This is a genomic window from Polaribacter sp. Z022 (assembly GCF_023555495.1).
Lineage (GTDB): Bacteria > Bacteroidota > Bacteroidia > Flavobacteriales > Flavobacteriaceae > Polaribacter.
The window spans coordinates 66,074-87,402 of record NZ_JALCZO010000005.1; the positions used below are offsets into that span (position 1 = coordinate 66,074).

Sequence of the window (21,329 nt, forward strand, 5' to 3'; positions counted from 1 at the left end):
CGAAAACTGTTAATTTGTAAAATGTTAGCATCAAATTATAGTGGTTTTACTTTAGAAGCAGGAACAGATGAAGCTGGTAGAGGCTGTTTATCTGGTCCAGTTGTAGCTGCAGCAGTTATTTTACCAAAAGATTTTACACATCCATTGTTAAACGATTCTAAGCAATTATCAGAAAAAAGACGAGATGAATTGCGTCCTTTTATAGAAGAAAATGCCATTGCATTTGGTGTTTCATTTGTTTGGCAAGAAGAGGTAGATAAAATTAATGTTTTGCAAGCCTCTATTACTGGCATGCATCGTTCTATAGAAATGCTAAAAACCCAACCAGAATTTATAATTGTAGATGGAAATAAATTTAAAGATTACAAAGATATTCCACACAAAACAATTGTAAAAGGAGATGCAAAATACCTAAGTATTGCAGCAGCATCTGTGTTGGCAAAAACGTATAGAGATGAATATATGGCTAAAATTCATCAAGAATTTCCAATGTATAATTGGCAAAAAAACAAAGGATATCCAACCAAAGAACACAGAAATGCAATTCGTAAGTTTGGAGCAACACAATACCATAGAAAAACTTTTAAGTTATTGCCAGAACAAATAAAATTAGATTTGTAATTTTCTTTTTAGAAGCAATTTCCTGCTTTCCATTATATCTTTTTTTATGAAAAATAAAAAAAGGATGCCATTTCAATCAGGGCTAAACTTGTTTATAAACTTTTAGAATTTTTAGCCAACTATTTAAAAAATCATCTATTTTTACGCCTCAAAATTCTAAGCAATGATTAAAAAAACAAGAGCAGAAATCACAAAATGTATATTACATAAAGTCGCTAATAAATTTAATAGCGGAAGCAATGTTTTTTCTGAAGAATTAATTCGTTTCGATCAAGAAAGTTACGATTTAATGAAAAGTTTTTTACTAAAACCTTTTGGTTCTTTAACTCAAAGCTACAGATTTACACATCATGCAGATGTACGTTTAAACGAATTAAATAATTACGCTTCAGAAGTTTTTAAAGAAGAAAGTAGTTTTATAGAATACTCTAAAAATATTGTAAATCATTTATACGAACAATCTAACTCTGCACAAATAAAAACTGGAGATGTAATTGTTGTTTTTATAGAAGGTATAGAATACAAAGACGTTTTAACAGAAGCAATTGGAGTTTTTAAAATAGAAAATAAAGTCGATTTTTTTCAAACATATTTAGACGATAATGATAGTTGGGATGTTGTAGTTCAAAAAGGAATATCTACAAAAAGAATAGACAAAGGTTGCTTAATTTTAAATACATCAGATGCAGAAGGTACAGTTGTTATGTCTGTAGATAATAACAATTACGATGCACAATATTGGATTAAAAATTTCTTATCTGTAAAACTTGCAGACGATTATAATTCTCACACACAAAACTATTTAGAAATGTGTAAAGAGTTTTCAGAAGAAGTAATTAAGCCAGAGTTAGGAATGCACGAACAGGCAGATTTCTTAGCAAATACTGTAGATTATTTTAAAGAAAATGAAGCTGTAGATTATGCCACTTTTAAAGACGAAGTTTTTGAAGAAGATAAACACAAAGAATTATTTGATGATTATAAAAAACACTTCGAAAATTTAAACGATGTTTTAATAAGAAATAATTTTGATGTTTCTGGTGTTGTTTTAAAGAAAGAAAAAAACAAACTTAAAACAGAAATTAAGTTAGATACCAACATTAATATTAAATTAGATGTAGATGCTCCAGAAGCTGCTTCAGAATATCTAGAAAGAGGTTATGATGAAGAAAAGAAGATGAAATATTACAAAGTGTATTTTAACGAAGAAAAGTAATTATTTGTCATTACGAACCATAGTGAAGTAATCTGTTTGTTAAATTTTACAGATTGCTTCGTAAACTCGCAATGACTTTTTTAAGAAACTACAAACGCTTCAACTTCAAAAAGCGTTTTAAAATGCTTTAATATTTTACCTTTTACTTCTTCCAAATCTACTTTTCGGTTCAATTCAGCTTCCATAGAAGTTACTGCTTTTCCTTTAATTCCACATGGAATAATATTGTCAAAGTAACCTAGATTTACATTTGCATTTAATGCAAAACCATGCATGGTTACCCAACGTGAAGAGCGTATACCCATTGCACAAATTTTACGAGCAAAAGGTGTTCCTACATCTAACCAAACACCAGTTTCACCTTCACTTCTAGTTCCTTTTATACCATATTCTGCAATTGTTAAAATAATAGCTTCTTCTAAAAAACGTAAGTATTTATGAATATCTGTAAAAAAGTTTTCTAAATCTAAAATAGGGTAACCCACAATTTGCCCTGGACCATGATACGTAATATCACCACCTCTATTAATTTTATAAAAAGTAGCACCTTTTTCTGCTAACTGCTTTTCATTTAATAATAAATTACTAAAATCACCACTTTTTCCAAGCGTATAAACATGGGGATGTTCTACAAATAAAAAGTGATTTTTAGTTGTTTTTTGATTGTTGTTTCTTCGGTTATCAATCTTAACGTCTACAATTTCTTGTAGTAATTCTGTTTGATAATCCCAAGTTTCTTTATAATCTTTTACAGATAAGTCTTTTAATAGTATGTTTCTATTCATAATTTCGACTACAAAGATAATTATTTCATTATATTTGGAAGATTCAAAAATGTATAATTATGAAAACTAAATTACCCCTAATACTCATTTTTATAGCTGTTTTTTTCTTTGTAGAGAGAGTCAGTGCTCAAGACTTTTTAATGAAGTTAGATAAGAGTACTGTTGCATTTCAAGAAAATGAAATTCATAAAAAGAAAAATTTCCCTAAACAATATCAACTTGTTTCTGTAGATGAAAAGAAATTGAGTTCTTTTGTAAATTCTAAAGCTAAAACAGAAAAAAGAACTATTAAACTTCCAAATACTAAAGGAGGTTTTTCTAACTTTATAATAAAAGAAACTTCAAATTTTGATGCTACTTTATCAGAAAAGTATCCATCAATAAAATCTTTTTCAGCACAAGGAATAGATGATCCTTCAGCAGTTGCAAAAATAAGTATTGGTTTAGATGGTTTTCATGCAGTAGTTTATTCTGGGGTAGAAGAAACCTTGTATATAGATCCATATACCAAAAACAATAAATCGTTAATTGTTTATAAAAGAAAGAATTTAGATGTTAATAAAGACGATTTTACTTGTCAAGTAGAAGAATTGTCTAAAATGGGTGTGTCTCAAAATAATTTAATGAGAAATGCTAATGATGGTGTACTTAGAGTATTTAGGTTAGCATTGGTTTGTAGTGGAGAGTATGCTCAGTTTCATTTAACAAATCAAGGAGTGTCTACACTGGCTACAGATGCTGTAAAAAAAGCAGCAGTTTTGTCTGCAATGAATACAACCATGACAAGAGTAAATGGTATTTTTGAAAGAGATTTATCAGTAAAAATGGTAATTGTAGGTAATAATGACAAGGTTGTGTTTTTAGATGCAGCTACAGATAATATTACAGATGGAGATCCAGATGCTATGATAGATGAAGTACAATCTATCTGTGATACTCAAATTGGAGATGCTAATTATGATATTGGGCACGTTTTTAGTATTGGTGGAGATGGTTTAGCAGGTGGAGGTGTTGTGTGTCTCACTGGTCAAAAAGCTAGAGGAGTAACAGGAAGAAGTCAACCAATTGGAGATGCATATGATATTGATTTTGTGGTTCATGAATTGGGACATCAATTTGGAGCAAACCATACTCAGAATAATTCTTGTAACAGAAATAATGCAACTGCTGTAGAACCAGGAAGTGCTTCTACAATTATGGGGTATGCAGGTATTTGTTCTCCTAATGTACAAGGTCAAAGTGATGATTATTTTCATGCAATAAGTATAGCAGAAATGTGGAATACTATTCAGTCTTCTGCTAGTTGTGCAACTTTAGTAAATACAAATAATAATGCACCAACTGCAAATGCAGGTGCTAATTATAGCATACCAAAATCTACACCATTTGTGTTAAAAGGAGTAGCAACAGATGCAGATGGAATGTCTAGTTTAACGTATAATTGGGAGCAAACAGATAATGAAATAGCAACAATGTCTCCAATATCTACAAATTCTGGAGGACCAATGTTTAGATCTTTACCATCAAAAACAACTCCTAATAGATATATGCCAGATTTAACAACAGTTTTATCTGGAAGTACTTCTACAACTTGGGAGGTTTTACCTTCTGTTGCAAGAGATCTTAATTTTGCTTTTACTGTTAGAGATAACCATTCAGGAGGAGGAAGTACTGCAAGAGATAATATGAAAGTAACTGTAGTAGATGCTGTTCCTTTTACTGTTTCTACACCTAGTACTAGTGTTTCTTGGGATGTAGGTTCAACACAAACAATTTCTTGGAGTAAAGGAACTTCAGATATAGCCCCAATAGGATGTCAATTAGTTAATATTAAGTTATCTACAGATGGAGGTTTGACTTTTCCTATTACAATTAAAGCTAATACACCAAATGACGGATCTGAAAATATAGTTGTACCTAACAATGTATCTTCTTCAGCTAGAATTATGGTTGAAGCGGCAGACAATATATTTTATAATGTAAATTCAACAAATTTCACCATCAATTCTACAGTTCCAACTTTTGTTATTTCTAATACAAGTGGTACACAATCTGCTTGTAATACAGGAAATGAAACTGCTAGTTATGTGTTAGATTTAGACTTTGTAAATTCTTTTTCTGAAGATGTTACTTTTACTACTTCTGGGCAACCATCTGGTTCAACAGTTACTTTTAATCCAACTACTATTAATGCAGATGGTACAGTAACAATGCAAGTATCTAATTTAAATGGAGCAACTGCACAAGCATATACTATTAGTGTAAACGGAAATTCAACAAGTGTTAATCAGAGTATAGATGTTCAGCTAAATGTTACAAATTCTAGTTTTAATATTCTAAATTTAACCTCACCTGCTAATAATTTAACGGGAGTAAAAATTAATACAGAATTAAAATGGAATTCAGATATTAATGCTTCTAGTTACGATGTTCAAGTTTCTAAAAACGCAGCATTTACATCGTTAATTTCAAATTCAAATGTAACTACAAACTATTTTTCTTTAACAAGTTTAGAAGGGAACACTACTTATTACTGGAGAGTAAAACCAAAAAATAGTTGTGGAGAAGGAAGTTTTACAAGCCCTTTTAATTTTACAACCTTAACTCCATCTTATTGTGCTTCAACTTTTACAGACGAGATAGGAGGTACAGAACATATTACTAATGTAACGTTTAACACAATTAACAATACATCTGGTAATGATTTGGTAGATGGTTACCAAGATTTTACATCAGAAGAAACTAACGTTAAAAGAGGAGATACATATCAAATAAGTGTAACTTTAGATACAGGAGGGTACCAAGATCATGTATTTGTTTTTATAGATTGGAACCAAGATTTTGAATTTGATAAAGACACAGAAAGATATGATTTAGGCACTTTGTTAGATGATGTTGGTACTAAAAGTTTTTCTATAACAGTACCTAATGATGCCGCATTTGGTAGTACAACTATGAGAGTAGTTATTGAATATGATGACCCAACTGATGGTTATGGAGATGGACCTTGTGATTCTGACCATTTAACAGAATGGGGAGAAACCGAAGATTATACTGTAATTGTAGATAATACAGCGTCTATAGATAATGCTATTTTTGAAGGATTTAGTTTGTATCCAAACCCTACAAATGGTGAGTTTACTTTAAACTTAAAACTTATAAATTCTGAAAAAGTTTCTGTACAATTACTTGATGTTAGAGGGCGATTGATTGATGAAAAGAATTTTAAAGATTCAGTTACAAATTTCTCAGAAAAAATATTTTTCGAAAAAGCAATTTCAGGTTTATACTTATTAAAAGTAACTAATGGAAATAAACAAATAGTAAAAAAACTAATAATAAAGTAAATTTTATAATTTAATAAAAAAGCCAAATCAAATTGATTTGGCTTTTTTATTGAGTGTTTATTTTTTTATCCTAAGAAAGGATATTTGTAATCAGTAGGTGTTACAAATGTTTCTTTAATTAACCTTACAGATGTCCATCTTAGTAAGTTTTGAGCAGATCCAGCTTTATCATTTGTACCAGAAGCTCTTGCTCCTCCAAATGGTTGTTGTCCTACAACAGCACCTGTTGGTTTGTCATTAATATAAAAGTTTCCAGCTGCGTTTTCTAAAGCTTTAGAAGCTTTTTCTACAACATATCTATCAGTAGATAAAACAGCACCAGTTAAAGCGTATTCTGTAGATTCATCAACTAATTTTAAAGAAGCTTCCCATTCAGCATCTTCATAAACGTAAATAGTAATTACAGGTCCAAATAACTCAGTAGTCATTGTTGCGTAAGTTGGTGTTTTTGCTAAAATAACAGTTGGTTCTATAAAGTAACCAACAGATTTATCATGATTTCCACCAATAATTACTTCAGCATTTTCGTCTGCTTTTGCAGCATCAATATAACTTGCAATTTTATCAAAAGAACCTTCATGTATTACAGCGTTTACAAAGTTATTTGTATCTTCTGGAGATCCCATTTTTAATTCTGAAGCTTGTGCTGTTAAATGACCTTTAACTTCTTCCCAAATTGATGCAGGAATATAAGCTCTAGAAGCAGCAGAACATTTTTGACCTTGATATTCAAAAGCTCCTCTAGTAATAGCAGTTGCAATTTGTAAAGGATTTGCAGAATTGTGAGCCCAAATAAAATCTTTACCTCCAGTTTCTCCAACAATTCTTGGATAGGTTTTATACGTATGAATGTTTGTTCCAATTTGTTTCCATAATTCTTTAAAAACAAATGTAGATCCTGTAAAGTGTAATCCAGAGAAATCTGGTGAAGCTAAACATGTATCTGTAATCATAACTGGGTCTCCATAAACAACATTAATTACACCATCTGGTAATCCAGCTTCTTTAAATAAATCTACAATTACTTGTGCAGAATATGCTTGATGATCAGAAGGTTTCCAAACAACAACATTACCCATTAAAGCTGCAGAAGCAGGTAAGTTTGCTGCAATAGAAGTAAAGTTAAAAGGAGAAATTGCATACACAAATCCTTCTAAAGGTCTATATTCTACTCTGTTCCAAATTCCTGGAGCAGAAGCAGGTTGATCTTTAAAGATATCTGTCATGTATTGTACATTAAATCTAAAGAAATCAATCATTTCACAAGCAGCATCAATTTCTGCTTGGTGTACATTTTTAGATTGTGCAATCATAGTTGCAGCATTCATTTTTGCTCTATAAGGTCCTGCTAATAATTCAGCAGCTTTTAAGAAAATAGAAGCTCTTTCCATCCAACTTACACTAGACCAAGCTTCTCTTGCTGCTAAAGCAGTAGAAATTGCAGTATCTACATGAGATTTGTCTGCTGTGTGATATTGTCCAACAACATGTTTGTGATCATGAGGAGGTGTTATGTTTTTGGTGTTTCCAGTTCTAATTTCTTCACCATTAATATGCATAGGCACATCAATATTGCTATTATACATTGTTTTGTACATTGCTAATAACTCTTCTCTTTCTGGAGAACCAGGAGCGTAACCTTTTACTGGTTCATTTACTGCTTTAGGAACATTAAAAAATCCTCTTGCCATATTGTATGTTTTTTAGATTTAATCGACTAATTTTGAAAGTAACAAAGTTACAATTTTTGTTTCAATAAATTTGATTGATATTTGATGTCTTTTGTTGTATTAAATTCAATAAAAACTACATAATATGAAATTTATCATAAATATATATTAAAAATATGTGTACAGTAACCTATCTTCCTTTAGGAAATAATGATTTTATATTAACTTCTAATAGAGATGAAACACCTTTAAGAACTACAATAAAACCAAAAGAGTATATAGAAAATGGTGTTACTTTAACATATCCTAAAGATAAATTAGCTGGAGGAACTTGGATTGGATTAAGTGATAGAAAGAGATTGGTTTGCTTATTAAATGGTGGTTTTAAAAACCATACTAAAAAAAGCAGCTATAAAATGAGTAGAGGTATTATAGTAAAGAATATTTTATCTGCTGTAAATGGTGTTTCTTTTATTGAGGAATTCGATTTTTTAGATATAGAACCTTTTACATTAATTTTAGTTGATTGGGGCTTACAATTAGAAACTTATGAATTAGTTTGGGATGGAGAAAAGAAACATTTTAACAAATTAAATCAAGAGCCAAAAATATGGTCTTCATCTACCTTGTATACAACTGAAATGAAGCAATTAAGAAAACAATGGTTTAAAGATTGGTTGCAAAAAAATAAAATATTTAAACAAGAGAATGTTTTAAAATTTCATAAAAGTGAAAACTTAGGAACTCCAGAAACTTCAATAAAAATGAAACGTGATTTTGTTGAAACTGTTAGTGTTACTTCAGTTATTAAAGAAGAATCTAAAGTTGCTATTTCTTATTTTGATTTTGTAGAAAAACTAGAGAAGTTATCTAATGTTTAAAATTCCTTTTTAAAAGAAAATAAAAAAAAACAGCTATCTTATAAGATAGCTGTTTTTTTTATTATTTAAAGTTGTCTAATAATTATTCGCCAACTATAATTTTTTTAATTCCTTTTTGTTTTCCATTGCTAATTTCAACAAAATATAATCCAGATTTTAAAGAAGATAAATTAATTTCTTCAGTAGAATTTGAAGTACTTAATTGAACATTTAAAACTTTTTGACCTAATAAAGAATAAATGTTTATTGTATTAAAATCGTTAGAATCTCTTTTAATAAATAGTTTGTTGTTTTTAACAGGGTTTGGATACAATTGAATACCTAACTCTTCTATAGAAGAAAAGTTGTTTGTAGATAAACTTGATGGCCCGTAAAACTCTATTTCTGTAATAGCGGTCCAAGCACTTTTTCTAGAGTTTCCTTCACTATTAAATCTACCAAAACCAATTAGTTTTACGTAACGTGCATCTACATCTACTTGATATTGATTAAATTCTGTAGTGCTTGTTTTTGTAAATAATAAATCTCCAGAAGTAGGTAAAATTTTAGTGAAGTTTGCAGCATCTGTACCAGTTGTAGAAACCCAAATTTGAACACCAAAAGCATCTCCTTTACTAGTTGTATTAAATTGAATTAAATTTAAGTGTTCTTCACTTCCTAAATCATAAATTACATATTCACCATCACCTTTGTAATCACCAGAAAGAACACTACCATCATCTGCAGTCCACTCTGTATCATGGTCTTTATCTAATGATTTTATTGCTAATTCATTTTTAGATGAGTTTTCTTTAGAAAAAGAATGAACTGTAACTTTATCTGTAGATAAACCTGTACCTGTATTTATTAAACTATATAAATCTGTTAAATCTGCTCCTTCTTGTGTAACAGATAAAGTTCTCTCTATATCATCTCCACCAGGAACTTGTGTAAAGGTTACAGTACCAGTTCTATTAGTTGTTTCTGTGTTTTTAGTTACTGTAACAGATATTGTTTTATCTCCAGTGCCAGAAGTAATATCAATAGAAATCCAATCATCATTAGAAACTGCTGTCCAACCAACATTTGCAGTTACCATAACATCACTACTTGCTGTGTCTGCACCAAATGTAGCTAAAGCACTTACATTTAAAGTTTCTGTTGGTACAATAACAATTGAGTTACAAGTTGGTGTTGCAATAGCATTACCTAAATGATCTACAAAACAAGCACCTACACCATCATTTCCAACATTACTATCTGTAAATGGAGTACGAGATCCAATATTTGCACCTTTTCCTTCAGATCCTGTTCCAGAAAAAGTAAAAATTTCTCCATTTGCTGTAGCAGTTATTCCTGTTTGTTCAGAAAAACCTGTGTTTGTTGCACCCAAAGTTGTTCCTTTAAATACATTACCAGAATAAGTTAATGTTTCTCCAATTGATGAATAAGAGGTTTCAGTATCACCAGAAATTACAGCTGTTGTATTTGGGTCTCCATCAGCAAAATAAATTAAGTTGTTAGATACTATACCTTTTACATCTTTATTATTGTCTGTGTTTACATTGTAAAAAAGTGGTGCATTTGTGTTTACAATTGTATTATTAGAAAGTGTAATATTTTCAGTTGTTTGGTATCCGTTAGAAACATCATCTGAAGTACAAGCAACATCTGCATCAGCTTTTCCACCAATAAATGTAATACCATTATTCCATTTTGCAAAATTAACTACAGTAACACAATCTTGAATGTAATTGTCTGTAATAGTGTGGTTACTGTCAGAGATTCTAATTCCTCCTGTACCATCTACATCTTCTCCTAAAAAGAAATTACCGTTTAAAGTTGCATTTGATCCATGACGTAAAACTAAAGACCCTCTACATCTTCTAAACGTGTTGTTTGTGTATGTGTTTCCTTTACTTTTGTTTGTAATGATTTCGTTTTCACCATCTGATTGAACAAAATAATTGTTACTTACTGTAACATTACTATTAACCATTTGATAAGAACTTGTACCTATTCTAATAGTTTCGCTATCACCTGCATTAGATAATTCGTCTCCATTAGCTTTTCTTCCATATTTTTCTGTCAATTTTTCAAAATTGTAGAAATAGTTGTTTGTTATTGTATGACCAACAATAGCACAACTATTATTTATTTCTGCTGCTCCATCTGGAACTTCAGGAAAAGCATTGTAAGAGTATTCTCCTAAAATTATTGCTCCTGCTGTAACTTTATTTAAAAATGAACAGTTAACAACATTGTTGTAGGTACCATATAATACTATCCATCTGTGTTTTGTAATTTGCTCATCTGCTAAATCTTCTGCTAAATCATCTGGATCTGGAGCTAAACCATCAATAACACAATTTTGAATTGTACTGTAATGTGCAAAATCTTGACCGTTTCTAAATTCAATGAAGTTACTTGCTCCATAACCCCCTTTCCAATGAAAACCATCTACCACTAAATATTCTCCAGTTGCAGTTTCACTTCCATCAGATTCTCCACCAATTGTTAGTCTTGGTCCACCTGTAAAAATAACACCTCCAGGTGTTTCTGCTCTAAAAGTTACGGGATTATCTGATGTACCAGAACCAAGAAATATCATTCTTTCATCTGTGGTATAAGTACCATTTTTTAAAATAATTACATCACCTGCTTTGTAAATTACATTTCTTAGATCTTCAGGATCATCAATTTGATAAGTTTTGTTTTGAGCGTTCGAAAATTGCGTAAATAACAAAATTACGATCGCTACAAAAAAGTATTTTTTTTTCATTTTTGGGAGGATTAATTAATTGTATTGTTTGTATGAATAATTGGTAAACCAATTTGGTAAACCAAAAGTACTAAATTAAAATACTGAAAACAAGTAGTTTGTTTTTTATTTTAGAGAATAAAAAAAGTTCTTAAATATTTTAAAAAAACAAGCATTAAAATAAAGCGAATGAAATAAGCAATACAATAGATATTCCTATAGAAGAAATGATGAAATAACAAATGTTTAAAAAGATGAATTTAATAAAAGTTTTAAAATACCCTTGATTGTAAAATTTTCTCATTGCAATAAAAAGGTATAATAAAAAAAGAATTGTAAAAATCCATAATTGGGGTTTTACTCCAAAAATTTCTAAAAGAAAATAGATGGATAAAAGCATAAAGAATACTGTCTGTGTGTGGAAAACAAAAATTAAATGATCTACATAGTTGTAATTTCTTCTAATATAAAAAAGCTTTAAAAAAATTGTAAAAAATGGAAGAAATATAAATAAAGCAACAGAACCATAAGAAAGCATTTGATTTAAGAATTGTTCTTGACTTTCTTCTTCATTTACAAACGAATTAATCATTTTGGCTCTATTGTACATAAACCTGTTTAAGAACGTTTTTTTATGTTTCAGACTATCTAAAGAATCATCAATGCTTAATTCTGGATGTTTCTTTTGAAATTTCATAAAATCATCAATTCTTAAACCTCCAAAATTAATTTTGTTTTTGCTGGTTGTTTTGGTAGTATCTTTAGCTTCTTTTATAACATCATCTATAATTTGTTTTCTTTTTATAGAATCTATAGGTATCCATGCTTTATTTAGGTCTGCATTTAAAGTATTTCTTAGAGAGTCTAAATTAATGTCTTTTGCATTTTTCTTAGCACCATCTATATCTATTAAGTTTACTTCTTTTTTTGTGCTTCCGTTTTTAAGCTCTTTAAATTTGTCTATATTTTTGCTTAACCCTAGAATTAAAAAAAAGAGGATTGAAACTGTTAAATAAAAACGAAAAGGATTTGTATAACGTTGTCTTTTTCCTTCAATATATTTTTTTGAAACAAGTCCAGGTTTTAATAAGAGGGGTATTATAGTTCTCCAAAACTTTGCGTCAAAATTAAATAAACCATTAAAAACTTCATGTATAAAGCTTAGGAATGTAATTTTATTCCCTTTGTTAGCTTGTCCACACTCAGGACAAAATTTTTCTTGACCACTAAAAGGATGCCCACAATTTAAACATTTGGGATCTTTTATTATAATAGTCTTTTTTTTAGATTTAGTTAGTTTAATATTGCTTGATTTGAAAGTTGAAAAGTAGGAATTATAACTTTGAATTGCTCAAAGGTTTCTGTGTTTATCATGGTATAAAAACCTTTCATTGCTCCAATATCAGACTCTATGAAACATCCAGAACTGTAAGTATATAAATCGTTAGGTTTTAATATTGGTGTTTGTCCAACAACGCCTTCACCACTAACAAATTCAGGTTCATTTAGTGTGTCAAATATTTGCCAAAACCTATCTGTTAGTTTTACAGTTTCAGAAGATCTGTTTTCTATAGTAATTATGTATATAAAAACATGATATCTCATTTGGTTTCTAAAACTTGTACCATTGTACTTAGTTTCAACAGAGATTTTTATGCCTTTTGTAATTTGATTTATCATTGAAAGTAAAAGTAGTTTTTTTGTTTTTAAACTACAAATGATTTTTAAGACTATCTATTCTGATTAAAAAAACCTGTTCCAACTCCAATAACACGTTCATAAAAGCTACCAAAAGGTTTGTAATAAACAATAACAGTGTATTCGTTTTCTGTTTGATAAAAAGAACCATTAATGTCTTTTATATTAACAGTGTTGTTAATGTCTGTAGTTACAAATGTGTAATTGTAAAAACCTTGTTTTAAAAGTATGCTACCAAGGTATGTTTTTTCATCTGCATTGTAAATCATCTCATTTTCATCAGTAATTTCAAAATCATTAAATGCACCATATATATATACTTTTTTATCAATAAAAGGTTCATCAGCTAAAATAGAAAAATGCATCATTGCATAATCTGCTTCAGTTTTAGAATCTTCTGCCTCTAAAGTTCTTATTACAAATTGACCGTTAATATCTGGGTTGTATTTGTATTCTCTAAAAGGATTGTATTTAAAGGGATATAAATAATGATGAAAAATATCTTTTTTAACTACTCTAACTACATTTAAACTATTGTTTCGTATAATTTTATTGTCAAAATTTAAATATTCATTTCCTCCCCAAAAATTTGTTTTGTTGGTGTATGTATATAAAAGTTGATTTTGTTTAAAAAAAGTAGGTTGTAGGTTTACTATTTTTTCATTCCAATTATTGTTTTTTAAAAGAACAACATTAATTTCTTGATTGGGATTATTAATAGTTAAATTGGGATGATTTACAGAAAATTGAACAGTTTGTTGTGTGTTTAATGTTTTTGTATTTCTACTTCTTTCAACGCTTACACCAATAGTAGTGGCATTTTCATAGAGTACAAAACGTTTTGTAAAAATAACTTCTTCATCATAATTTAAAACAGATAAAAGGTAGTTACCACTTTTAGTAATAACTGTATTTATATTCGGAATTTTTACAGAATAATGGGTGTAATTTTGAAAAGTGTTAAATGAGTTTGTAACATCGATAATTGTGTTTTGGTCAAACCCATCTATGTACTGACTAGAAGATAATCTGCTCGATTTCCAATCATGAGTCATGTGTTCTATTTTGTATTGATATTCTTTGCTGTCAGCATCTAAGTCATCAAAAGATAATTCTAGAATAGTACCTAAAGGAACTATAGCAGAAAAATTATTTTCTTGAGTTGGTCTTAATTGTATAGATTTTATGTTTTGTGAACTTAAATTTAGACAAAAAAGAATAAAAAAAGCAATTGTAAATTTCATATGCATGTTACAAAAATAGTATTCATTTATTTGATTTATCAATATTTAAGCCAAAATTTATAACTATAACGTTTTCTGTTAATATTATTATTTAGAATTGTTATAAATAATTAAAAATAGCTAAGATAAAAGTTAAAATATATGAGTCATAAATAGTAAAAAACCTAAATTTGCATGATTTTTTAAGATAACTAACAATTCCAATTTACTATGTCAAAAGACATTCGTATTAAAAAAGGCTTAGACATTAAGCTTGTTGGCAGTGCAGAAAAAACAACTACTTCAGTATCTTTAAGTAGTGTTTATGCAGTTAAGCCAGAAGATTTCCATGGAATTACACCTAAACTTGTTGCAAAAGAAGGAGCAGAAGTAAAAGCAGGAGAAGTACTTTTTTATTCAAAAAGTGACGAACGCATTTTATTTCCAAGCCCAGTTTCTGGTAAAGTAGTTGAGGTTATTCGTGGAGCAAGAAGAAAAGTATTAGCAGTTAAAATTTCTGCAGATTCAACACAAGAGTATAAAGATTTCGGCACTAAAGATGCAGCATCAATGTCTGCAGAAGAAGTAAAGAATCATTTATTTGCTTCAGGTTGTTGGCCATTTGTAAAACAACGTCCTTATGATGTAGTTGCAAATCCAAATCAAGCACCTAAAGCTATTTTTGTTTCTGCTTATGCAAGTGCACCTTTAGCAGCTGATTTAGATTATACTTTAGCAGGTAAAGAAGCAGAATTGCAAGCAGCAATTACAGCAGTTTCTAAACTTACAGAAGGTAAAGTACATGTTTCAGTAGGAGCAAGTTCTAATTCGCCTTTAGCTAATTTATCAGGTGTAGAAGTTCATAAAGTTTCTGGTCCTCATCCATCAGGAAATGTAAGTACACAAATAGCAAACATAGATCCAATTAATAAAGGAGAAGTTGTTTGGGTAGTAACTCCACAAGATTTAGTAATTATTGGAGAGTTGTTATTAACTGGTAAATTTAATGCTACAAGAACTGTAGCTTTAACAGGTTCTAAATTTAGCAAACCACAATATGTAACTGCAATTGCAGGTGCAACAATTAGTGATGTAACAGCTAGTAATTTAGAAAACGATAATACTAGAATAATTAGCGGAAACGTACTTTCTGGTAAAGAAGTTAATGAAGATGATTTCTTAGGGTTTTATGATAATCAAATAACAGCAATTCCAGAAGGAAATGATTATGAGTTATTTGGTTGGACAGCTCCAGTTTTTAACAAGATTTCTACATCTAGAGCGTTAACTTTTTCTTGGTTAACACCTAAGAAAAAATACGATTTAAATACAAATACAAACGGAGAGCATAGAGCATTTGTTGTTACTGGTTCTTACGAAGATGTTTTTCCTTTAGATATTTATCCAATGCAATTATTAAAAGCATTTATGTATAAAGATTTAGATGAAATGGAAGCTTTAGGAGGTTACGAAGTAGCTCCAGAAGATTTTGCACTAACAGAATTTATTTGTGTGTCTAAACAACCTCACCAAAAAATAATTCGTGAAGGTTTAGATTTAATGAGAGAAGAATTAGGATAAGATTATGGGCTTAAAACAAAATTTACATAATTTAAAAGAAAAATATAAAGGGACAAAAATGGCTCCTGCGTTTAACGCAATCCATACCTTTTTATATTTACCAAATGAAGTTACTCACGGAGGAACTCATATAAAAGCGGCAGACGATTTAAAGCGTACCATGAATACGGTTATAATGGCTTTAGTTCCTTGTTTGATTTTTGGAATGTTTAATGCAGGTTATCAACACCATGCAGCAATAGATGCTACTTTAAGAGCAGATGTTTTAGCTAACTTTTTTACGTTTGATAATCTTTGGATTGGAATTATAAAAGTATTACCATTAGTAATTGTATCTTATGCAGTTGGTCTTGGAGTAGAATTTATTTTCGCTATCATTAAAGGTCATGAAGTAGAAGAAGGTTACTTAGTAACTGGTATGTTAGTTCCTTTAATTGTTCCTATTGATACACCTTTATGGATGTTAGCAGTAGCAGTAATTTTTGGAGTTGTAATTGGTAAAGAAGTTTTTGGAGGAACAGGAATGAATATTCTAAACCCTGCTTTAACTATTAGAGCTTTCTTATTTTTTGCATATCCAACTTGGATGTCTGGAGATAAAGTTTGGGTATATGATGCTGTAAATAGAACAGGAACTGCAGATGCAATTTCTGGAGAAACTATTTTAGGAAGTTACGCACAAAATGCTACACCAGTTTACGATCAATGGGATATGTTTTTTGGTTTCATTCCTGGTTCTGTAGGAGAAACATCAACATTCTTAATACTTTTAGGAGCAGCATTCTTAATTTTTACTAAAATTGGAAGTTGGAGAATAATTGTTTCTACTTTCTTAGGAGCAGCAGTAATGGGATTCATTTTTAATCAAATTGTTGCAGCAGATATTATTACAGAATCTAGTAAGTTTTACGGATTAATGAACACATCTTGGTGGGAACACTTAATGATTGGTGGTTTAGCATTTGGAGCAGTTTACATGGCTACAGACCCTGTAACAGCATCACAAACTAATAAAGGAAAATGGATTTACGGTTTCTTAATCGGTTTCATTTCTATTATGATTCGTGTATTTAATCCTGCATATCCAGAAGGAGTATTCTTAGCAATCTTATTAATGAATGTTTTTGCTCCAACTATTGACCATTATGTGGTTCAAGGAAATGTAAAAAGAAGAAAAAAACGTTTAAATGCCAAAACTGCCTAGTTATGTCTAAAAACACAGATAGTAATTTATATACAATATTATTCGCCACAGGAATGGTGGTGGTAGTAGGAGCTATACTAGCGTTTTTCGCATCAGCGTTGAAACCAACTATTGATGAGAACAAACGTATAGAGAAGCAACAAAATATATTATACGCAATGGGCGTAAATGAAAACGATGAAACTAGTGCAATCTTTGTTTCTAAAGATAAAGTTGCAGCAGAGTTTTCAAAATATATTAAAAAGCAATTGGTTATTGAAGGAACAAAAGTTTCTGAAGATGCAAATGCTTATTTAATAGATCTTAAAAAAGAACAAACAGCAGCTAAAGAAGGTAAAATAAGAAAGTTACCTTTATTTATTGGAGAAAAAGAAGGTAAAACATTTTACATCGCTCCAATTAGAGGTAAAGGTCTTTGGGATGCAGTTTGGGGTTATGTTGCCATGGATGCAAATATGATTGTTCAAGGAGCATATTTTGATCATAAAGGAGAAACAGCAGGTTTAGGTGCAAACATTAAACAACGTTACTTTATGGATGATTTTATTGGAGAACATTTGTTAAAAGATGGAGATTTTAAAGGAATTGCAATTTCAAAATCTAACAACGATCCAAAGAACGAAGACAAAACAGATAATGAAGTAGATGCTATAGCTGGTGCAACAATTACTGGTGATGGAGTTTCAGCAATGATTAAATCTGAGTTGAAAAAATACGTAGCTTACTTTAACACTTTAAAAACAAATTAATATGGGACTTTTATCAAAAAAAGACGCAGCATTAATCACAGACCCATTTGCAGATAATAACCCAATTACAATTCAGGTATTAGGTATTTGTTCTGCTTTAGCAATTACAGCAGAATTAAAAGCTTCTATTGTAATGGCAGTATCTGTATTGTTTGTGTTAGGTATAGGAAATGTTGTAATTTCTTTAATGAGAAACATTATTCCTTCAAAAATTAGAATTATTGTACAGTTAATTGTTGTTGCAACATTAGTAATTATTGTTGATTTAGTTCTAAAAGCTTTTCAATACGAATTAAGTAAAACATTAGGAGCCTTTATTGGGTTAATTATTACAAACTGTATTATTATGGGACGTTTTGAAGCTTTTGCTTTAGCAAACGGACCTTGGAGATCTTTCTTAGATGGAATTGGAAATGCAATTGGTTATGGTGTAATCTTAATTTTAGTAGGTTTCTTTAGAGAATTATTAGGTTCTGGTACTTTATTAGGATTTAAAGTTTTAGGAGATCCAATTGAAAAAACAGGATTATATGCTATAGGATATGAAAATAACGGATTTATGTTATTAGCACCAATGGCATTAATAGTAGTTGGAATTATCATCTGGATTCAACGTAGTAGAAACGAAGCATTAATTGAAGATAACTAAAAAGATATGGAACATTTAGAATTATTTTTCAAGTCAATTTTTATAGATAATATGGTATTTGCTACATTTTTAGGAATGTGTTCTTACTTAGCAGTATCTAAAAAAGTAACTACAGCAGTAGGTTTAGGAGCAGCAGTAATTTTTGTACTAGCAGTAACAGTTCCTTTAAACTGGTTATTAGATCAATACATATTACAACCAGGAGCTTTATCTTGGTTAGGTGCAGAATATGCAGAATACGATTTAAGTTTCTTATCATTTATTCTTTTTATTGCAACAATTGCAACAATGGTACAATTGGTAGAAATAATCGTTGAGAAGTTTTCACCTTCATTATACAATTCATTAGGTATTTTCTTACCATTAATTGCAGTAAACTGTGCAATTTTAGGAGGATCTTTATTTATGCAATCTCGTGAAATTGCTACATTAGGATTAGCTACAACATATGGTATTGGATCTGGAATTGGATGGTTTTTAGCAATTTTAGCAATTGCTGCAATTCGCGAAAAAATTAGATACTCTAACATTCCTGCTCCATTAAGAGGTTTAGGTATAACGTTTATTGTAACTGGTTTAATGGCAATTGGATTTATGAGTTTTGGTGGAATGTTAACAGGTGGTGATGAAGAAGCTAAAGAAGCTCCAAAAACAGAAGCTGTTAAAGAGATTAAAGAAGAAGTAAAAGCTAAAGACGTGAAGAAAAAAGAATTAGCTAATAACACTAAAGAAACTATAAAATAATGATGTTAGCCGCAAGTACATTAGGAACAATTGTAGCTACAGTAGCTGCATTCTTAGTAATAACATTGTTGTTAGTTTCATTGTTATTATTTGTAAAACAAAAATTATCTCCATCTGGTCCTGTAAAAATTACCATTAATGGAGAAAGAACTATTGAAGTAGCTTCAGGTGGATCTTTATTATCTACTTTAGGAAACGAAAAGATATTTTTACCATCTGCATGTGGTGGTGGAGGAACATGTATTCAATGTGAATGTCATGTAAATGCTGGTGGAGGTGAAGCTTTACCTACAGAAATACCTCACTTTACTCGTAAAGAATTAGCTCATGGAGCTCGTTTATCTTGTCAAGTAAAAGTAAAACAAGATATGGATATTTCTATTCCAGAAGAAATTTTTGGAATTAAAAAATGGGATGCTGTAGTTGTAAGAAATTATAACGTTGCAACTTTTATTAAAGAGTTTGTAGTAGAAATTCCTGAAGATATGGGTTATAAAGCAGGTGGTTATATTCAAATTGAAATTCCTCCTTGTGAAGTAAATTATTCTGAAATGGATATTACTGCACACCCAGAAGAGCATGATGTTGCAGATAAGTTTGAAGCTGAATGGGATAAGTTTAACTTAAGACCATTAGTAATGAAAAATACTGAAACTGTAGAAAGAGCTTACTCTATGGCCTCTTACCCTGCAGAAGGAAGAGAAATTATGTTAAATGTACGTATTGCAACTCCTCCTTTTGATAGAGCTAAAGGTGGATGGATGGATGTGAATCCTGGAGTTGCATCTTCATATATATTTAACTTAAAGAAAGGAGATAAATGTGTTATTTCTGGACCTTATGGAGAATTCTTTATTAATGAATCTGATGCAGAAATGTTATATGTTGGTGGTGGTGCTGGTATGGCTCCAATGAGATCTCACTTATATCACTTATTCAGAACATTAAAAACTGGTAGAAAAGTAACATATTGGTATGGAGGACGTTCTAAAGCAGAATTATTCTATATTGATCACTTTAGAGCTTTAGAAAAAGATTTTCCAAACTTTAAATTCTTTATTGCATTATCAGATCCTTTAGAGGAAGATAACTGGAAAGTTAAAAAAGATATTAATGATGAAGCTGGAGATGGATTCTTAGGATTTATTCACAACTGTGTAATTGAAAACTACTTAAACCATCATGATGCACCAGAAGATTTAGAGTTATATTTCTGTGGACCACCATTAATGAACAACGCTGTTCAGAAAATGGGTGAAGATTTTGGTCTTGCAGACGAAAACATTCGTTTTGATGATTTTGGAGGATAAACTTCAATCTAAATATTTTAAAAACCGATTCAGAAATGAATCGGTTTTTTATTGAACTGAAATTAGTAATTTCGCTCATATTAAATTTTTTTAATGCTTAATGTTTTCTTTTTACTAGTAGTTGTTAGTGTAATAATATTTGTTGTACTTTATTTGTTTCAAGAAAAATTGATATTTAAAGGAGGTGATAAATTAACGAAGGATTTTAAGTACAATTTTTCAAATTCATTTAAAGAAGTCTTTATAAAAACGGATAAAGAAAATGAAATTAATGCCATTCATTTTAAGTTAACAAACCCTAAAGGAGTTGTTTTATTTTGTCATGGAAACAAAGGTAATTTAACAAAGTGGGGTAACAGGGTTTCTTATTTATTAGATTATAATTATGATGTATTAGTTTATGATTACAGAGGTTATGGTAAAAGTACTGGAAACTATAGTGAAAAAAATATGTATTCTGATGCAATATCTGTTTATGAATATTTAAAAAAGAATTATAAAGAAAAGCATATTGTAGTATATGGTTTTTCTTTAGGAGCAACATTTGTAACTAAAGTAGCTTCAGCGCATAAACCTAAAGAACTAATTTTAGAAGCTCCCTTTTATAATTTTAAGTGTGCTGTAAAGTATAAATATAGTTTACTACCTGTATTCTTGCTTAAATATAAATTTAGAACAGATTTGTATATCAAAAAAGTTACCACTCCTATAACTGTTTTTCATGGTAATAATGATAAAACAACTTTTTTTAAAGAATCAAAAAAGTTATTAAAGCTAAACTCATCATCTAAAAATCAATTTATTGAAATAGAAGGAGGTACTCATCATAATATTAAAGAATATGATGTATATAAAAAGAAGTTAAAAGAAATATTAAATCGTTAGTATTTGTTGTATTTAATAAATCGTAT

17 protein-coding genes and 1 pseudogene are annotated in these 21,329 nt (G+C 29.8%); 11 read left to right on the plus strand and 7 right to left on the minus strand.

Annotated elements, in window-relative coordinates; all coding sequences use genetic code 11:
* Window positions 1–21: 21 nt before the first annotated feature.
* Window positions 22–621: a ribonuclease HII gene (gene rnhB / locus MPF13_RS12055; RefSeq protein ID WP_249982828.1), complete on the plus strand. Its 600-nt coding sequence runs from the start codon at window positions 22–24 to the stop codon at window positions 619–621.
* 163 nt (window positions 622–784) lie between these two features.
* Window positions 785–1,837: a nucleoid-associated protein gene (locus tag MPF13_RS12060; protein ID WP_249982830.1), complete on the plus strand. Its 1,053-nt coding sequence runs from the start codon at window positions 785–787 to the stop codon at window positions 1,835–1,837.
* 80 nt (window positions 1,838–1,917) lie between these two features.
* On the opposite strand, the gene lipB is transcribed toward MPF13_RS12060, so the two are convergent.
* A complete protein-coding gene (lipB, locus tag MPF13_RS12065; RefSeq protein WP_249982832.1) occupies window positions 1,918–2,622 on the minus strand; it encodes a lipoyl(octanoyl) transferase LipB in 705 nt (234 codons plus the stop codon).
* Window positions 2,623–2,681: 59 nt separating this feature from the next.
* Between lipB and MPF13_RS12070 the strand changes: the two genes are divergently transcribed.
* The gene (locus MPF13_RS12070) at window positions 2,682–5,969 is read left to right on the plus strand and encodes a zinc-dependent metalloprotease family protein (RefSeq protein ID WP_249982833.1); all 3,288 of its coding nucleotides are present in this window, start codon (window positions 2,682–2,684) and stop codon (window positions 5,967–5,969) included.
* Between the two features lie 65 nt (window positions 5,970–6,034).
* Here MPF13_RS12070 and pruA read toward each other — a convergent pair whose 3' ends face one another.
* The gene (gene pruA, locus MPF13_RS12075; RefSeq protein ID WP_249982835.1) at window positions 6,035–7,660 is read right to left on the minus strand and encodes an L-glutamate gamma-semialdehyde dehydrogenase; all 1,626 of its coding nucleotides are present in this window, start codon (window positions 7,658–7,660) and stop codon (window positions 6,035–6,037) included.
* Between the two features lie 155 nt (window positions 7,661–7,815).
* Here pruA and MPF13_RS12080 point away from each other — a divergent pair, with 155 nt between their 5' ends.
* The gene (locus MPF13_RS12080) at window positions 7,816–8,520 is read left to right on the plus strand and encodes an NRDE family protein (protein ID WP_249982836.1); all 705 of its coding nucleotides are present in this window, start codon (window positions 7,816–7,818) and stop codon (window positions 8,518–8,520) included.
* 82 nt (window positions 8,521–8,602) lie between these two features.
* Here the strand turns inward: MPF13_RS12080 and MPF13_RS12085 are convergent, their stop codons facing one another.
* The 5 genes and pseudogenes from MPF13_RS12085 to MPF13_RS12100 form a co-directional block, all read right to left on the minus strand.
* Complete coding sequence (locus MPF13_RS12085) at window positions 8,603–11,281, minus strand: chondroitinase-B domain-containing protein (RefSeq protein WP_249982837.1); 2,679 nt, start codon at window positions 11,279–11,281, stop codon at window positions 8,603–8,605.
* 154 nt (window positions 11,282–11,435) lie between these two features.
* The gene (locus MPF13_RS12090; protein ID WP_249982839.1) at window positions 11,436–11,957 is read right to left on the minus strand and encodes a hypothetical protein; all 522 of its coding nucleotides are present in this window, start codon (window positions 11,955–11,957) and stop codon (window positions 11,436–11,438) included.
* A gap of 303 nt (window positions 11,958–12,260) precedes the next feature.
* Window positions 12,261–12,608: pseudogene (locus MPF13_RS15710) on the minus strand (DUF3667 domain-containing protein); the annotation flags it as partial.
* The gene (apaG, locus tag MPF13_RS12095; RefSeq protein WP_249982840.1) at window positions 12,554–12,940 is read right to left on the minus strand and encodes a Co2+/Mg2+ efflux facilitator ApaG/CorD; all 387 of its coding nucleotides are present in this window, start codon (window positions 12,938–12,940) and stop codon (window positions 12,554–12,556) included. The gene apaG and the pseudogene MPF13_RS15710, both read right to left, overlap by 55 nt.
* Before the next feature lie 50 nt (window positions 12,941–12,990).
* Window positions 12,991–14,208: a type IX secretion system plug protein gene (locus tag MPF13_RS12100; RefSeq protein WP_502924420.1), complete on the minus strand. Its 1,218-nt coding sequence runs from the start codon at window positions 14,206–14,208 to the stop codon at window positions 12,991–12,993.
* A gap of 204 nt (window positions 14,209–14,412) precedes the next feature.
* On the opposite strand from MPF13_RS12100, the gene MPF13_RS12105 reads away from it, so the two are divergent.
* The 7 genes from MPF13_RS12105 to MPF13_RS12135 all read left to right on the plus strand — a co-directional run bounded on the left by MPF13_RS12105 (window position 14,413) and on the right by MPF13_RS12135 (window position 21,303).
* Window positions 14,413–15,762, plus strand: coding sequence for a Na(+)-translocating NADH-quinone reductase subunit A (locus tag MPF13_RS12105; protein WP_249982843.1), 1,350 nt, complete (start codon window positions 14,413–14,415; stop codon window positions 15,760–15,762).
* Window positions 15,763–15,766: 4 nt separating this feature from the next.
* Window positions 15,767–16,966 carry an NADH:ubiquinone reductase (Na(+)-transporting) subunit B gene (locus MPF13_RS12110; RefSeq protein ID WP_249982844.1) on the plus strand — a complete coding sequence of 400 codons (1,200 nt, stop codon included), beginning with the start codon at window positions 15,767–15,769 and terminating at the stop codon, window positions 16,964–16,966.
* A gap of 2 nt (window positions 16,967–16,968) precedes the next feature.
* Complete coding sequence (locus MPF13_RS12115) at window positions 16,969–17,715, plus strand: Na(+)-translocating NADH-quinone reductase subunit C (protein ID WP_249982846.1); 747 nt, start codon at window positions 16,969–16,971, stop codon at window positions 17,713–17,715.
* 1 nt (window position 17,716) lies between these two features.
* On the plus strand, window positions 17,717–18,364 hold the full coding sequence (locus tag MPF13_RS12120) for an NADH:ubiquinone reductase (Na(+)-transporting) subunit D (protein ID WP_249982848.1): 648 nt from the start codon (window positions 17,717–17,719) through the stop codon (window positions 18,362–18,364).
* Window positions 18,365–18,370: 6 nt separating this feature from the next.
* Window positions 18,371–19,108: an NADH:ubiquinone reductase (Na(+)-transporting) subunit E gene (nqrE, locus tag MPF13_RS12125; RefSeq protein ID WP_249982850.1), complete on the plus strand. Its 738-nt coding sequence runs from the start codon at window positions 18,371–18,373 to the stop codon at window positions 19,106–19,108.
* Window positions 19,108–20,418, plus strand: coding sequence for an NADH:ubiquinone reductase (Na(+)-transporting) subunit F (gene nqrF, locus MPF13_RS12130; protein ID WP_249982852.1), 1,311 nt, complete (start codon window positions 19,108–19,110; stop codon window positions 20,416–20,418). Before nqrE ends, nqrF begins: the two co-directional genes overlap by 1 nt.
* A 93-nt stretch (window positions 20,419–20,511) precedes the next feature.
* Window positions 20,512–21,303, plus strand: coding sequence for an alpha/beta hydrolase (locus tag MPF13_RS12135; protein WP_249982853.1), 792 nt, complete (start codon window positions 20,512–20,514; stop codon window positions 21,301–21,303).
* The last annotated feature ends 26 nt before the right edge of the window (window positions 21,304–21,329 follow it).